At 71.5% G+C, this 15,509-nt stretch carries 14 protein-coding genes and 1 tRNA gene; 8 read left to right on the forward strand and 7 right to left on the reverse strand.

Going from position 1 to position 15,509, the window contains the following annotated elements; all coding sequences use genetic code 11:
* Positions 1–10: 10 nt before the first annotated feature.
* Positions 11–2,389 carry a glycoside hydrolase family 95 protein gene (locus tag CSC64_RS07155; RefSeq protein ID WP_202922332.1) on the forward strand — a complete coding sequence of 793 codons (2,379 nt, stop codon included), beginning with the start codon at positions 11–13 and terminating at the stop codon, positions 2,387–2,389.
* A gap of 169 nt (positions 2,390–2,558) precedes the next feature.
* Positions 2,559–3,989, forward strand: a complete 1,431-nt coding sequence (locus tag CSC64_RS07160; protein ID WP_162434639.1) for a sugar porter family MFS transporter — start codon at positions 2,559–2,561, stop codon at positions 3,987–3,989.
* Positions 3,990–4,174: 185 nt separating this feature from the next.
* On the opposite strand, the gene CSC64_RS07165 is transcribed toward CSC64_RS07160, so the two are convergent.
* Positions 4,175–4,249: transfer RNA gene (locus tag CSC64_RS07165), tRNA-Glu, on the reverse strand.
* A 93-nt stretch (positions 4,250–4,342) separates the two neighbouring features.
* Here CSC64_RS07165 and pcnB point away from each other — a divergent pair.
* From pcnB to pgi, 6 genes are all read left to right on the forward strand, one after another.
* Entirely contained in the window at positions 4,343–5,674 is a 1,332-nt protein-coding gene (pcnB, locus tag CSC64_RS07170; RefSeq protein WP_162434656.1) for a polynucleotide adenylyltransferase PcnB, read from the forward strand.
* A complete protein-coding gene (gene folK, locus CSC64_RS07175; RefSeq protein WP_162434640.1) occupies positions 5,671–6,207 on the forward strand; it encodes a 2-amino-4-hydroxy-6-hydroxymethyldihydropteridine diphosphokinase in 537 nt (178 codons plus the stop codon). Before pcnB ends, folK begins: the two co-directional genes overlap by 4 nt.
* A gap of 146 nt (positions 6,208–6,353) precedes the next feature.
* Complete coding sequence (gene panB, locus CSC64_RS07180) at positions 6,354–7,169, forward strand: 3-methyl-2-oxobutanoate hydroxymethyltransferase (protein ID WP_162434641.1); 816 nt, start codon at positions 6,354–6,356, stop codon at positions 7,167–7,169.
* Between the two features lie 48 nt (positions 7,170–7,217).
* A complete protein-coding gene (gene panC / locus CSC64_RS07185; protein WP_162434642.1) occupies positions 7,218–8,060 on the forward strand; it encodes a pantoate--beta-alanine ligase in 843 nt (280 codons plus the stop codon).
* A gap of 22 nt (positions 8,061–8,082) precedes the next feature.
* A complete protein-coding gene (gene panD, locus CSC64_RS07190) occupies positions 8,083–8,463 on the forward strand; it encodes an aspartate 1-decarboxylase (RefSeq protein ID WP_162434643.1) in 381 nt (126 codons plus the stop codon).
* Positions 8,463–9,977, forward strand: coding sequence for a glucose-6-phosphate isomerase (gene pgi / locus CSC64_RS07195; RefSeq protein ID WP_162434644.1), 1,515 nt, complete (start codon positions 8,463–8,465; stop codon positions 9,975–9,977). Before panD ends, pgi begins: the two co-directional genes overlap by 1 nt.
* Before the next feature lie 33 nt (positions 9,978–10,010).
* Here the strand turns inward: pgi and CSC64_RS07200 are convergent, their stop codons facing one another.
* From CSC64_RS07200 to CSC64_RS07225, 6 genes are all read right to left on the reverse strand, one after another.
* Positions 10,011–10,289 (reverse strand): hypothetical protein, encoded by a 279-nt coding sequence (locus CSC64_RS07200; protein ID WP_162434645.1) that lies wholly within the window; start codon positions 10,287–10,289, stop codon positions 10,011–10,013.
* Positions 10,290–10,299: 10 nt separating this feature from the next.
* A complete protein-coding gene (locus CSC64_RS07205; RefSeq protein WP_162434646.1) occupies positions 10,300–11,121 on the reverse strand; it encodes a carboxylesterase family protein in 822 nt (273 codons plus the stop codon).
* Between the two features lie 68 nt (positions 11,122–11,189).
* Entirely contained in the window at positions 11,190–12,551 is a 1,362-nt protein-coding gene (mgtE, locus tag CSC64_RS07210; protein WP_162434647.1) for a magnesium transporter, read from the reverse strand.
* 228 nt (positions 12,552–12,779) lie between these two features.
* On the reverse strand, positions 12,780–14,495 hold the full coding sequence (gene ptsP / locus CSC64_RS07215) for a phosphoenolpyruvate--protein phosphotransferase (protein WP_162434648.1): 1,716 nt from the start codon (positions 14,493–14,495) through the stop codon (positions 12,780–12,782).
* 82 nt (positions 14,496–14,577) lie between these two features.
* Positions 14,578–14,847 (reverse strand): HPr family phosphocarrier protein, encoded by a 270-nt coding sequence (locus tag CSC64_RS07220; protein WP_162434649.1) that lies wholly within the window; start codon positions 14,845–14,847, stop codon positions 14,578–14,580.
* Positions 14,840–15,232 (reverse strand): PTS sugar transporter subunit IIA, encoded by a 393-nt coding sequence (locus CSC64_RS07225; RefSeq protein WP_162434650.1) that lies wholly within the window; start codon positions 15,230–15,232, stop codon positions 14,840–14,842. The genes CSC64_RS07220 and CSC64_RS07225 overlap by 8 nt, the downstream gene beginning before the upstream one ends.
* Positions 15,233–15,509 lie beyond the last annotated feature (277 nt).

Consider the following 15,509-nt stretch of genomic DNA (forward strand, 5'->3'; position numbering starts at 1 on the left):
AGCGCTGCACGTGGACCTGACCCGGCGCGAACTGCTCAAGGCCACCGCTGCCGCCGTCGGCAGCGGTGCGCTCGGTGGCGTGGCCGGCGTGGCTGCGGTCACGGCCGCATCCGCACCCACGACCGCGCCCGAACCGCTGCGCCTGTGGTACCGGCGCCCCGCCACGCAATGGGTCGAGGCGCTGCCGCTGGGCAACGGCCGGCTCGGGGCGATGGTCTGGGGCGGCGGCAGGTACGAGCGCCTGCAACTCAACGAGGACACGCTGTACGCCGGCGGCCCGTACGACCCGACGCCGCCGGACGCACTGGCCGCATTGCCGGAGGTGCGCCGTCTGCTGTTCGCCGGCCGCTACGCCGAGGCCGAAGCGCTGGCCAACGCGAAGATGATGGGCCGGCCGAAGAAGCAGATGCCCTACCAGCCGCTGGGCGACCTGCAGCTGGATTTCCTCGAGATCTCCGACGTCAACGGCTACCGCCGCGAACTGGACCTGGACCGTGCGCTGGCGACCAGTACGTTCGAGGCCCGCGGCATGCAGCACCTGCGCGAGGTGTTCGTCTCGCCGGTGGACCAGTGCATCGCCGTGCGCCTTTCCGCCGACAAGGCCGGGCGCATCGGCCTGCGCATCGGCCTGGACAGCGACCACGCCGATACCGGAGTGCTCGCCGACGGTGACGACGGCCTGCTGCTGCGTGGCCGCAACGGCGACGCCTTCGGCATCGAAGGCCGGCTGCGTTTCGCCCTGCGCCTGAAGGTGATGCCGAAGGGCGGCACCCTGCGCCGCCTCGGCGACCGCATCGAAGTGGCCAAGGCCGACGAAGTGGTGCTGCTGCTGACCGCCGCCACCAGCTTCATCGCCTTCGACGACACCAGCGGTGATCCGGAAGGCATTACCCGGCGCCAGCTCGACGCCGCCGCGAAGAAACCGTGGGACGAGCTGCTCGCCGCGCACCAGGCCGAGCACCGGCGCCTGTTCCGCCGCGTCGACCTCGACCTGGGCCGCACACCCGAAGCCATTGCCGCGCTGCCGACCGACGAGCGCGTGGCCCGCTTCGCCGAGGGCGGCGACCCGGGACTGGCCGCGCTCTACCACCAGTTCGGCCGCTACCTGCTGGTCGGCTGCTCGCGGCCCGGCAGCCAGCCGGCCAACCTGCAGGGCATCTGGAACGACCTGCTCTCGCCGCCGTGGGAGAGCAAGTACACGATCAACATCAACACCGAGATGAACTACTGGCCGGCCGAGGCCAATGCGCTGGGCGAGTGCGTCGAGCCGCTGGAACGGATGGTGGCCGAACTGGCCGCGGCCGGCGAAGAGACTGCGCGGCGCATGTACGGCGCCCCCGGTTGGGTGGTTCACCACAACACCGACCTGTGGCGGCGCACCGCGCCGATCGATGGCGCCGAATGGGGCCTGTGGCCGACCGGCGGCGCCTGGCTGCTGCAGCACCTGTGGGACCGCTGGGACTACGGCCGCGAGCCGGGCTACCTGGAAAAGGTGTGGCCGCTGTTCAAGGGCGCGGCCGAGTTCCATGCCGCCACCCTGGTCGAAGATCCCGACACGGGAGCGATGGTCACCGCGCCGTCGATCTCGCCGGAGAACGTGCATCCGTTCGGCGCGACGCTATGCGCCGGCCCGTCGATGGACGCGCAGCTGCTGCGCGACCTGTTCGGCCAGTGCATCGAAATCGCCGGCGAACTGGGCGTGGACGCGGAGCTGGCGGCCAGGCTCGAAGCGCTGCGCCAGCGCCTGCCGCCGCACCGGATCGGCAAGGCCGGCCAGTTGCAGGAATGGCAGCAGGACTGGGACATGGACGTGCCGGAGATCCACCACCGCCACGTCTCCCACCTGTACGCGCTGCATCCGTCCAGCCAGGTCAACGTGCGCGACACGCCGGAGCTGGCCGCCGCCGCTCGCCGCTCGCTGGAGATCCGCGGCGACGAGGCCACCGGCTGGGGCATCGGCTGGCGCCTGAACCTGTGGGCGCGGCTGCGCGACGCCGAGCGCGCGTACCAGGTGCTGGCGATGCTGGTCAGCCCCGCGCGCACCTACCCGAACCTGTTCGACGCCCATCCGCCGTTCCAGATCGACGGCAACTTCGGCGGCACCGCCGGCATCACCGAGATGCTGCTGCAGAGCTGGGGCGGTTCGGTGTTCCTGCTGCCGGCGCTGCCGCAGGCCTGGCCCGACGGCCGGGTGCGCGGGCTGCGTGTGCGCGGTGCGGCGGGCGTGGACCTGGAGTGGGCGGGCGGGCAGCTGCACCGCGCGCGCGTGGCCAGCGACCGCGGTGGCCGCTACCGCATCGAATACGGCGGCCAGGTGCTGGAACTGGAACTGGCCGCGGGCGAGTCGGCGGCACTGGCATGGCAGGGCGGCCGGCTGGTGCGGGCATGATCGGGAGCGTTGCAAACCCGCCGGTGAAGGCGCTGGCAGTACGGGTAAGCTGTGGCGCGGTCCGCTGTTCCTGCGGGCCGCGTGGTTGGACGGTCCGCGTGCGGCGGACCGCGGGGGAGGGCGCACCGGCGTGCCGGTGCGGAAGACCAATACGACGACAAGGGTTGAAATGAGCAGTCCATCCATCGCCGGCCAGACGGCCGCGCAAGGCGGGGAAAACACCCGCTTCATAATCCTGATCAGCTGCGTGGCCACGATCGGTGGCTTCCTGTTCGGCTTCGACAGCGGCGTGATCAACGGCACCGTCGATGGCCTGCAGCAGGCGTTCGGTTCGAGCAAGGCCGCGCTCGGTTTCGAGGTCGCCTCGATGCTGCTGGGCTGCGCGATCGGCGCGTTCTTCGCCGGCCGCCTGGCCGACCGCTGGGGCCGGCGCAGCGTGCTGATCATCTCGGCGGTCCTGTTCCTGCTGTCGGCCATCGGCGCCGGCGCGGCATCCAGCTCGCTGATGTTCATCGTCGCGCGCGTGCTCGGCGGCTTCGCCGTCGGCGCGGCCAGCGTGATGTCCCCGGCCTACATCGCCGAAGTGGCGCCGGCGCGTTACCGCGGCCGCCTGGCCACGGTGCAGCAGATCGCGATCATCTCCGGCCTGTTCGCCGCGTTCCTGAGCAACTACCTGCTGGCCAGGACCGCCGGCGCGTCGACCGAGGCGCTGTGGGGTGGCTATCCGGCCTGGCGCTGGATGTTCTGGATGATGGCGTTCCCGTCGGCGCTGTTCCTGGTGCTGCTGCTGGTGATCCCGGAGAGTCCGCGCTACCTGGTGGTGAAGCGGCGCAAGGACGACGCGCTGGCCGTGCTCACGCGCCTGTTCGGCGCCGGTGAGGCGCAGGCCAAGCTGGCCGAGATCGATGCCTCGCTGTCGCAGGACCACCATCGCCCGAGCCTGTCGGACCTGGTCAACAGGGCGACCGGAAAGATCCGCCCGATCGTGTGGGTCGGTATCGGTCTTGCCACCTTCCAGCAGCTGGTCGGCATCAACGTGGTGTTCTACTACGGTGCGGTGCTGTGGCAGGCGGTGGGCTTCTCCGAATCCGACGCGCTGCTGATCAACGTGCTGTCCGGCGCGTTGAGCATCGGTGCCTGCATCGTCACCGTGCTGCTGATCGACAAGGTCGGGCGCAAGCCGCTGCTGTGGGTCGGCTCGGTGGGCATGTCGGTCACCCTGGCGCTGGTGGTGTGGGCGTTCTCCAGCGGTTCGCTGGTGGACGGCCACCTGCAGTTGCCCGGCGGCATGGGCACGCTGGCGCTGGTCGCGGCCAATGCCTACGTGGTGTTCTTCAACATCTCCTGGGGTCCGGTGATGTGGGTGATGCTGGGCGAGATGTTCCCGAACCAGATCCGCGGCTCGGCGCTGGCGGTGGCCGGCGCGGCGCAGTGGACCTCCAACTTCGCCGTCACCATGACCTTCCCGATCCTGCTCGCCGGCATCGGCCTGGCGGCGACCTACAGCATCTACATGGTCGCGGCGGTGCTCTCCGTGTTCTTCGTCCTGCGCTACGTGAAGGAGACCAAGGGCAAGGAGCTGGAGCAGATGGAGGGCTGAGCCCGGTGGTCCGGTCGTGGCGCGCGCCACGACCGGGCACGGGGGCAGGCCCGGCGCGGTCGCTGCCCGCCGGGCCGGTTTCCGGGGCGGGGCCGGGCGACCCGGCAAGGCAGGGGGGTGCCCCCGGGCCCGGAAACGAAAAAACCCCGCGGATGCGGGGTTTTCCTTTGCTCCGGCCGGCGGAGTGGCGCTCCCTAGGGGACTCGAACCCCTGTTTTAGCCTTGAGAGGGCCACGTCCTAACCACTAGACGAAGGGAGCGTCGGGGTGTCGCCGGCGAAGGCGCGCTAGTATATTCACGCGCCCGCCGGACGGCAATCGGTCCGGCACGTTCCCGTTCACGGAAGCACGCCCATCAATCCGCAAGCCCTCCCGCAGCCCATCCTGCGCCGCATTCCCCGCGACCAGCACATCCTCTCGCGCAAGGACGTCAGCCCCAATGCGCTGCGCGTGCTCTACCGCCTGCGCGAGGGCGGCTTCGGCGCCTACCTGGTCGGCGGCGCGGTGCGCGACCTGCTGCTGGGCATGCATCCGAAGGATTTCGACGTGGCCACCGATGCCACGCCCGAGCAGGTCAAGCAGCTGTTCCGCAACTGCCGCCTGATCGGCCGCCGCTTCCGCCTGGCCCACGTGGTCTACGGTCGCGAGATCATCGAGGTCGCCACCTTCCGCGCCAACGTCGACGACGGCAGCGGCGACCGCGAGGTCGAGGACGGGCGCCTGGTCCGCGACAACGTCTACGGCAGCATCGAGGACGATGCGGTCCGCCGCGACTTCACCTGCAATGCCCTGTACTACGCGATCGAGGACTTCTCGGTGCGCGACTACGTGGGCGGCTACGAGGACGTGCAGGCGCGGGTGATGCGCCTGATCGGCGACCCGGAAACACGCTACCGCGAAGACCCGGTGCGGATGCTGCGCGCGGTGCGGCTGGCGGCGAAGCTCGGCTTCAGCATCGAGCCGGCCACCGCCGCGCCGATCCCGCGGCTGGCGCCGCTGCTGGGCGAGGCTGCGCCGGCGCGGCTGTTCGAGGAAATGCTCAAGCTGTTCCTGTCCGGGCACGCGGTGGCCAGCTTCGAGGGCCTGGAAGCGCACGGCCTGCTCGGCGCGCTGCTGCCGGAAACCGCCGCCGCGCTGCGCTCCAACCGCAGCGGCGCGCTGCGGCGGATGCTGCTGCAGGGCCTGGCCAACACCGATGCGCGGGTGGCCGCCGACGAGCCGGTGTCGCCGGCGTTCCTGTTCGCGCTGCTGCTGTGGCCGGCCTACTGCCGTGCCCTGGCCGGGCTGCAGGCGCAGGGCATGCACGCCGAAGAAGCGCAGCGCCGCGCCGCCGACCGGGTCACCCTGCACCAGGTGCAGACAATTGCTTTGCCCAAGCGCTTCTCGCTGCCGATGCAGGAGATCTGGCTGCTGCAGTCGCGCTTCTCCAGCCGCCAGCGCAAGCGCGTGTTCCGCCTGCTGGCGCATCCGCGCTTCCGCGCCGCCTTCGACTTCCTGGTGCTGCGCCAGGTCGCGTCGGATTCGCACGCGGCCGACGTGGAATTCTGGAAGGAGGCGCAGCGCACTTCCGGCGACGAACTGTCGGCCAGCCTGGAGGCCGCCGGCGCGGCCGCCGAAGGGGACGACGATGCGCCCGGACGCCGCCGTCGCCGTCGCCGTCGTCGCGGGCCCGTCGCCGCCGAATGAGCGCGGGCGCCCCGCCGGTCCACGCCTGCATCGGCCTGGGCGCAAACCTGGGCCGGCCGGTCGAAGGTCTGCGCGCCGCGGCCGCCGCGCTGGCGGCATTGCCGGACACCCGCCTGCTGGCGCTCTCGCGCTTTTATCGCACCCCGGCCTGGGGCCGGCTGGACCAGCCGGATTTCGTCAACGCCGCCGCACTGCTGCGGACCCGGCTGGCGCCGCTGGCGCTGCTGGAGGCGTTGCTGCGGATCGAGCGCGAAGCGGGCCGCGAACGGGATGCCGATTCGCGCTGGGGGCCGCGCGTGCTTGACCTGGATCTGCTGCTGTACGGCGGCCGCGTGCTCGACCTGCCGGGCCTGCGCGTGCCGCACCCGCACCTGCACGAGCGTGCCTTTGCCATGGTGCCGCTGGCCGAGATCGCGCCCGCCGAGCCGTTCCCCGGCCATGGCACCGTCGCCGACGCCCTGCGCGGCCTGGATCCCGGGCAGTCCGGTGCAGGCGCGATCGAGCCGTTGGACGGGCCCGCGGGGATGGGTTGATCCGCCGCCAGGGTCAGCCGGGCCACGGGTAGTTGCCGGAAAACGGGCCTGCGCGTCCGGCGCCCGCGGCGGGGAGAAGAGCGCTTCTTCGACCCTTCCGGGCCGCAGGGTGGGCATAATGCCCGCCTGCCGAACCGGATACCTTGATGAGCGTACATGCCGAGCAGAAGCCGTGGACCGTGCCCGCGCTGGCCGAAGCCAAGCGCCAGGGCCGCCGGCTGGCGATGCTGACCGCCTACGACGCCGGCTTTGCCCGGGTCATGGACGGCAATGGCATCGACCTGGTCCTGGTCGGCGATTCGCTGGGCATGGTCGTGCAGGGCCACGCGTCGCCCTTGCCGGTGACGGTGGCCGACATGGCTTACCACACCGCCGCGGTGGCCCGGGTGCTCACGCAGGCACTGCTGGTGGCCGACCTGCCGTTCCAGGCCGACGCGACGCCGGCGCGTGCGCTGGATGCCTCGGTGGCACTGCTCCAGGCCGGTGCGCAGATGGTCAAGCTGGAAGGCGCCGGTCCCAAGCTCGAGGTGATCCGCTTCCTGGCCGCGCGCGACATCCCGGTCTGTTCGCACCTGGGCCTGACCCCGCAGTCGGTGCTCAAGCTCGGCGGTTACAAGGTGCAGGGCAGGGAGCAGGCCGCCGCGGCGCAGCTGCTCGCCGATGCGCGCGCGGTCGTCGAGGCCGGCGCCTCGCTGCTGGTGCTCGAATGCGTGCCGACTCCGCTGGCCAGGGAGATCACCGCCGCGGTGCCCGTGCCCACCATCGGGATAGGCGCCGGCCCGCACTGCGATGGCCAGGTGCTGGTGCTGCACGACATGCTCGGCCTGGACAGCGGTCATCGCCGGCCGCGCTTCGTCAAGGATTTCCTCGCCGAAGGCGGCTCGGTCGCCGGCGCGTTCCGCGCCTATGCCGAGGCGGTGCGCGACGGAAGCTTCCCCGACGCCGGGCACGCCTACGCCTGAGCCGGCCTCCGGGCCGCCACTCCGCCACGCCACTCGAAGCACGGGAACATGATCGAAACCATCACCGGACTGGATGCCCTGCGCGAGCGCGTGCGCGGCTGGAAGCGCGAGGGCCTGCGGGTGGGCTTCGTCCCGACCATGGGCAACCTGCACGCCGGTCATTACTCGCTGGTGATGCTGGCCCGGCAGTATGCCGACCGCGTGGTCTCCAGCGTGTTCGTCAATCCGACCCAGTTCGGTCCGAACGAGGACTTCACCCGTTACCCGCGCACGCCCGACGCCGATACCGCCGGCCTGGAAGGCGCCGGCTGCGACGTGCTGTGGCTGCCGACGGTCGAGTCGATGTATCCGTTCGGGGTGGAGCTGGCCTCGCACGTGCACGTGCCGGGCGTGAGCGCAGTGCTGGAGGGCGAATGCCGCCCCGGCCACTTCGACGGCGTGTGCACCGTGGTCAGCCGCCTGTTCCACCAGGTGCTGCCGGACGTGGCCGCGTTCGGCAAGAAGGACTACCAGCAGCTGGCGGTGATCCGGCAGCTGGTGGCCGACCTGCAGTTCCCGATCGAAATCGTCGGCGGCGGCATCGTCCGCGAGGCCGACGGCCTGGCGATGAGTTCGCGCAACCAGTACCTGGGCGCGGAGGAGCGCCCGCGCGCGGCCACGATCCACCGCGTGCTGCTCGGCATGCGCACCGCGCACCAGGCCGGCGCGCCGCGTACGGTGGTCGAGGCGCAGGCGGGCGAGGAGCTGCGCCAGGCGGGTTTCGCGGTGGACTACGCCGCGCTGCGCCGGCCCGACCTGTCCGAGCCGCTGGACGGCGAGACCGGCCCGAAGGTGGCGCTGGTCGCCGCGCGGCTGGGCCGGACCCGGCTGATCGACAACATCGAATTCTGAAGCCCCGAGAGTTGAACGACCGATGCACCTGACCCTGCTCAAAGCCAAGATCCACCGCGCCACCGTCACCCATTCCGAGCTCAACTACGAAGGCTCGGTGGCGATCGACGGGCTGCTGCTCGATGCCACCGGCATCCGCGAGTTCGAGCAGGTGCACGTGTGGGACGTGACCAACGGCAGCCGCTTCACCACCTACGCGATCCGCGCCGACGAGGGCAGCGGCATCATCTCGCTCAATGGCGGCGCCGCGCGCCACGTGCAGGTGGGCGACCTGGTGATCATCGCCGCGTTCGCCCAGCTCGACGCCGCCGAAGCGGCCACGTTCAAGCCCGACCTGGTCTACGTGGACGCCGGCAACCGCATCACCCATACCAACCACAGCATCCCCAAGCAGGCCGCCTGATGACCGCATCCGCCTCCGGTATCGACCTCCTCCAGTCCCACGCCGCGCGCCTGCAGGGCGCCAGCATCGCCGGGCTGCTGGAACGCGAACCGGGGCGGGTGCAGGCGCAGGCGCTGCAGGTCGGGCCGCTTTACGCCAGCTTCGCCCGCCAGCGTTACGACGCGCGGGCCTGGGAGGCGCTGCTGGCGCTGGGCCGGCAGCGCGACCTGGCCGGCGCGTTCCGGCGGCTGTTCGACGGCGAAAAGGTCAACGTCACCGAAGGTCGCGCCGCGCTGCACACCGCGCTGCGCGGCGACCTGTCGCCGGCGCCGGTGGCGCGCGAGGCGCATGCCACCGCCGCGGCGGTGCGGGTGCGGATGCGCGCGCTGGTCGAAGCGCTGGAGGCCCGCGAGGTCACCGACATCGTCAGCGTCGGCATCGGCGGCTCGGACCTGGGGCCGCGGCTGGTGGCCGACGCGCTGCGCGGTCCGCTGCCGGGCCGCTTCCGCGTGCACTTCATCTCCAACGTCGACGGCGCCGCCGCGCAGCGCGTGCTGGCGCCGCTGGACCCGGAGCGTACCGCCGCGGTCCTGATCTCCAAGACCTTCGGCACCCAGGAAACCCTGCTCAACGGCGGCATCGTCCGCGACTGGCTCGGCGGCAGCGAGCGCATCCATGCGGTCAGCGCCAATCCCGAGCGCGCCGCGGCGGCGTTCGACATCGCCGGCGAGCGCGTGCTGCCGATGTGGGACTGGGTCGGCGGGCGCTATTCGCTGTGGTCGGCGGTGGGCTTCCCGATCGCGCTGGCGATCGGCTTCGAGCGCTTCGAACAGCTGCTCGAAGGCGCCGGCCGGGTCGACGCGCACGCGCTGGAAGCGCCGCTGGAATCCAACCTGGCCGTGCGCCACGGCCTGACCGCGGTATGGAACCGCAACGCGCTGGGCCTGGCCTCGCACGCGGTGATGACCTACGACCAGCGCCTGGCGCTGCTGCCGGCCTACCTGCAGCAGCTGGTGATGGAGTCGCTGGGCAAGCGGGTGCAGCTGGACGGCGCCCCGGTCGCCGCCGACACCGTGCCGGTGTGGTGGGGCGGGGCGGGCACCGACGTGCAGCACAGCTTCTTCCAGGCGCTGCACCAGGGCACCGGCATTGTCCCGGCCGATTTCGTCGGCACCGTGCGCAACGACGATCCCTACGCCGAGAACCACGACGCGCTGCTGTCCAACCTGCTGGCGCAGACCGAGGCGCTGGCCAATGGCCAGCACAGCGACGACCCGCACAGGGTCTATCCGGGCAATCGCCCGAGCACCACGATCCTGCTCGACGCGCTGACCCCGCAGTCGCTGGGCGCGCTGCTGGCCATGTACGAGCACAGCGTCTACGTGCAGTCGGTGGTCTGGGGCATCAACGCCTTCGACCAGTTCGGCGTGGAGCTGGGCAAGCAGGTGGCGAACGCTCTGCTGCCGGCGTTGCGCGGGGAGACCAAGGCCTCCGATCCGGTCACTGCGGAGCTGATCCGCCGCCTGCGCCCGTAGCAGGAACCCGCATGGGTGCGGCGTGGCCGCGTGTCAATCCGCTTCGCGCGGGCGGTCCAGGTATTCCTGCAGCAGGGCCAGCTGTTCAATCGCCTCCGGATGGCCGTCGGCGGCCGCGGCGCGCACCCGTTCCAGGTCCGGGTGCCGCACCACCAGCACGATGTCCTCGCACCGTGGGCACAGGTATTCGCTCAGGTCTTCGTGCGGCTGCAGCTGCATCGCGCGGCTGTCGCCGCGCCATTCGCAGGCCGCGCATTCGTGCGTGCGCGTGCGCCAGCCGGGCAGGAAGTAGTCGTCGACCAGTTCGGGCATCGCAGTGTCCTCAGGGCAGGCGCCGGGCGAACAGCCAGTCCCACATCGCCGGATCGGAATAGGTCGCGTCCCAGGCGTTGTGGTTGCCTTCGGGATACTCGGTATAGCGGAAGTCCGCGCCTGCTTCGCGCGCGGCCCGGTACACGCGGCGGTCGTCCGCCGGTGGGACCAGGTCGTCGAGGGCGCCATGGAACATCCAGGCCGGCACGTGGCCGAGCCTCTGCACCAGCGCCGCGTACGGATCGGCTTCGCCGGCCACCGCGCCGACCCGCAGCGTGGGGCGCTCCGCGCGCGGCGGCAGTACCCCGCCGCACACCGGCACCAGCGCGGCGAACCGGCCAGGCGCCAGCAGCGCCACTTCCCAGGTGCCGTACCCGCCCATCGACATCCCGGTGAGGTAGGTGCGCGAACGGTCGCCGCCGAACTCGGCGCTGGCCGCGTCGAGCGTGGCCAGCGCCATGCGCGCGTTGACCCCGCTCCATTCCTCGCCTTCGGGCACCTGCGGGAACACGGCCAGTGCCGGGAAGCTGCCCGCATCGGCGTCCAGCCAGGGGCCCAGGCCGGCGCGGGTCTGCGCAAGGCCGTCGCTGCCGCGCTCGCCCGAACCGTGCAGGAACAGCACCACCGGCAGCGGCCGTGGCTGCGCGCGTGAGGGCACGAACACCGCGTAGCGGTAGTGCCGCCCTTCGATTTCCAGTTCGCGCGCGAGGTAATGGCCGGAGGTGGTTGCCGTGGCTGGCTCGCCGGCATGGGTGCCGCCCGCGGGTGCGGAAGCACAGCCGGCCAGCAGCGGCATCGACAGCAGGACCAGGCAACCGAACTGGCGGAACATGCGGGACTCCGGCGGGTGGCGGGGCGGTGCAGTATGGCCGGGCACGCGTGGCCGTGCCGTCGTCGGCGTCAGTGCAGCAGGATCAGCGTGGCCAGGCCGAGGAAGCAGAAGAAACCCATCACGTCGGTCACCGCGGTGACCACCACGGTGCCGGCCACGGCAGGATCGATGTTCATGCGCTTGAGCAGCAGCGGCAGCAGCACGCCGGCCGCGGCCGCGGCGCAGAAGTTCAGCACCAGCGCCAGCGCGATCACCAGCGAGAGCAACGGGCTGTGGAACCAGAAGAAGGCGATCACGCCGACGATGCCGCCGATCAGCAGGCCGTTGATCAGCGCCACCCTGATCTCCTTCCACAGCAGGATCTTCGCGTTGCTGGCGCCGACCTGGCCCAGGGCCAGGCCGCGCACCATCAGGGTCAGCACCTGCACCGCGGCATTGCCGCCGATGCCGGCCACGATCGGCATCAGCACCGCCAGGGCGACGATCTTCTGCAGGGTCACCTCGAACTGGCCGATCACGCTGGCGGCCAGGAACGCGGTGAACAGGTTGATGCCCAGCCAGACCACGCGGCCGCGCACGGCGCGCTTGACCGGCGAGAACAGGTCCTCGTCCTCGTCCAGGCCGGCCGCGCCCAGGGCCTGGTGCTCGGCCTGCTCGCGGATGATGTCGACCACGTCGTCGACGGTGATGCGGCCGAGCAGGATGTTGTTCTCGTCCACTACCGGTGCCGAGACCCAGTCGTGGTCGGAGAACTGGCGCGCCACTTCCTGCGCGCTCTCGCCCACGTCGATCGCCGGCTGCTCGTCGTCGACCAGGCGGTTGATCGGGGTGGTGTCCTCGTGGGTGACCAGCGCCGCCAGCGGCACCCGGCCCAGGTACTGGTGGCGGCGGCTGACCACGTACAGGTGATCGGTGTGGTCGGGCAGTTCGCCGCGCAGGCGCAGGTAGCGCAGCACGACGTCGACGTTGACGTCGGTGCGCACGGTGACCACGTCCGGGTTCATCAGGCGGCCGGCGCTGTCCTCCGGGTACGAGAGCACCTGCTCCAGGCGCTCGCGGTTCTCGCGGTCCATCGACTTGAGGACCTCGTCGATGACCGTGTCCGGCAGGTCCTCGACCAGGTCGGCCAGGTCGTCGATGTCCAGGTCTTCGACCGCGGCGACCAGCTCGTCCGGATCCATGTCCGCGATCAGGCTCTCACGCACCTCGTCGCCAACGTGCAGCAGCACCTCGCCGTCGTCCTCGGCGTCGACCAGGCCCCACACCACCTCGCGCTTGCCGGGCGGCAGCGACTCGAGCAGGTTGCCGATCTCGGCCGGGGCCAGGGTATTGACCAGCCGCCGCACCGGGCCCAGGCGGCCGCTGTCCAGCGCATCGGACAGCAGGCGCAGCTGGCGCGCGGTCTTGTCGTGGCGGACGGCTTCGGCCATGCGCGTCTCCGGTGGCGGGCGGGGCCGCGGTGGAGGTGCGCGGCGGGTCAGGCGTTCATGCGCGGCATTATCACCGCTCACGCCGGCGATGGGTAGCCACGGTGCGGGGCAGGGAAGCCCGCCCTTGCGCGTGGCCATCGCGGTCGTGGGTGTGGTTGTGGGTCGCAGTGGTGATTGCGGTCATGGATCGCGACCGGATGCTGCCCGAGGCTGCGGCTGCACTCGTGCTCAGGAGGTCGCTGCGCTCAACCAGCGTTCGATCGCGTTGCGGTCGCGCGCCTGCAGCAGCCGGGCCGCGCGCGCGGTGAGGTCTTCCAGCCGGCACTCGCGGATCGTGCGGCGCAGCTCCAGCAGCCCGGACGGGTGCAGGCTGAACTCGCGCAGGCCCAGCGCCAGCAGCAGCGGCGCCAGGCGGACGTCGCCGGCCATTTCGCCGCATACCGCCACCGGGATGCGAGACGCGCCGCCGGCGCCGATCACGTGCGCGAGCAGCCGCAGCACGCCCGGGTGCAGCGGCGAATACAGGTCGCCGAGGGCGTCGTTGTTGCGGTCCACCGCCAGCATGTACTGGACCAGGTCGTTGGTGCCGATCGACATGAAGTCGACCGCGTCGACCAGGCCGTAGACGCCGATCGCCGCGGCCGGCACCTCGATCATGGCGCCCAGCGGTGGCACCTCGACCTGCACGCCGTGGCGACGCACCGCGGCCACCGCACGGCGCAGGCGGCGCCGCACCAGCACCACTTCCTCGCGGCAGCTGACCATCGGCACCAGCACCCGCACCGGGCCGTAGGCGGCGGCGCGCGCGATCGCGCGCAGCTGGGTGTCGAACACGCGGTCGTACAGCAGCGACAGGCGCACGCCGCGCACGCCCAGCGCCGGGTTGTCCTCGTTGGCCAGGGTCAGGCCGGTGCGGTCGGCCTTGTCCGCACCCAGGTCCAGGGTGCGGAAGGTGACCGGGCGACCGCTCATGCCCAGCACCGCGTCGCGGTAGACGTGGAACTGCTCGTCCTCGTCCGGCAGCTCGGTGCGCTGCAGGAACAGGAACTCGGTGCGGAACAGGCCGACCCCGGCCGCGCCCAGCGCATGCGCACGGGCCACGTCCTCGCGCGATTCGGCGTTGGCGTGCAGGGCGATGTCGATGCCGTCCAGGGTGCGGCTGGGCTTGCGCCGCAGGCGTTCCAGGTCGCGGCGCTGGCGCGCGTCCTGCAGTTCGCGCTGGTGGTAGCGGCGCAGGTCGGCCGCGCCCGGGTCGACCACCACCTGGCCGGTCTCGCCGTCGACCATGACCACGTCGCCGTCGTTGATCCGGGCCAGCGCCTCGGTCGCGCCGACCACCAGCGGCAGGTGCAGGCTGCGCGCCAGGATCGCGCTGTGCGACAGCGGGCTGCCGCCGGCCGAGACGATCGCCACCACGCCCTGCGCCTGCAGCTGCGCCAGTTCGGACGGGGCGACGTTGTCGCAGACCAGGATCTCGCCGGCGGTGCCGCGCGGCAGCGGTTCGCGCCGCTGCAGGTGGGCGTTGATCCGGCCGATGATGTGGGCGAGGTCGTCGAGCCGGCTCTTCAGGTAGGCGTCGTCCATCGACTCGAACACCGCCGCCAGGCGGTCGCGCTGCGCGCGCAGGGCGTAGCCGGCCGAATAGCGTTCCTGGCGGATCAGCGCATCGAGTGCGTTGACCAGCTCCGGGTCGTCCAGCAGCAGCGCGTGCAGGTCGATGAACTCGACCGCTTCCCGCGACAGCGCGCCCTGGAGCTTCTCGCGCAGCGCGCGCATCTCCTCGCGGGCCGCTTCCAGCGCGGCCTGCAGGCGCGCCGCCTCGGCCTCGACCCGGGACGCGGGGACGCGCTGTTCGCCGATCTCGAGCACATGCGGAAGCCGGACCCGGGCGCGGCCCAGGGCCAGGCCGCGCGCGGCGCCATGCCCGGCGAAGGTGGTGCTCATGGCGGGCCGCCCGCCGCCGATGGCGACGCGGCCACGAAGCAGGGATGCGGCCGAGCGTGGTCACGGCCCGGCGCGCGCATGCTCAGGCGTCCTCGTCGAAACGCCGTTCGAACAGGGAGACGATGGCGTCCATCGCCGCGGCCTCGTCGACGCCATCGGTGCGCACGGTCACCGGGGTGCCCTGGCCGGCGGCCAGCAGCATCACGCCCATGATGCTCTTGGCGTTGACCTCGCGCCCCTTCGCCTGCAGGGTCACGCCGCAGCGGAACGGCGCCAGTTCCTGCACCAGCTTGGCGGTGGCCCGGGCATGCAGGCCCAGGCGGTTGGAGACGGTGAGTTCACGTTCAAGCATCGTCGATGATCGCTCCATTGCGAGTACCCGCCGCCGCGGTGGCGGGCAGGTCGTCCAGTCCCTGTTCCGGATAGTTCATCACCCGCAGCAGCATCGGCAGGCTCAGTGCCGCCACCCGCCGTACCGGCGTGCCCAGCCTGGCCACTTTCGCGGCCAGGTTGCTGGGACTTGCGCCGTACAGGTCGGTCAGCACCAGTACGCCGTCCCCGTGGTCCACCCGGCGCAGTGCAGCCGAGGCGGCCGGCAGCAGCTGGTCCAGGTCGGCGTCGAAGGGTACTTCGAAGGCTTCCGCCCGCAGCGGCAGGTTGCGCAGCAGGGTGGTCGCCACCGCCAGCAACGCGCTGCCGACGCCGGGATGGGTGATCAGGAGAATGCCACAGGCCATGGCGGAAAGTTAACAGAGCGCTACACCCGGCGTGTAGAGCGGGGCTTGCCCCGCTGCCCACGGCAGGAGGCGTCGGCCCGGATGGGGCCGCCAAATCGGAAGCCTTCAAGGCCTCGGCTCCAGGGAGGCACCGCGTCTGGAAGCCTTCAAAGCGTCGGCTCCGGCGGGGGCCGCCGCACCTTGGGTATATGGCCCACCCTTCGGGACGACATCCTGTCTTTACGAAGGGCCGTGGCACATCCATGTGCCACTTGGGCCATATACCCAAGGTACGGCG

This window comes from Pseudoxanthomonas koreensis (assembly GCF_010093225.1).
GTDB lineage: Bacteria > Pseudomonadota > Gammaproteobacteria > Xanthomonadales > Xanthomonadaceae > Pseudoxanthomonas > Pseudoxanthomonas koreensis.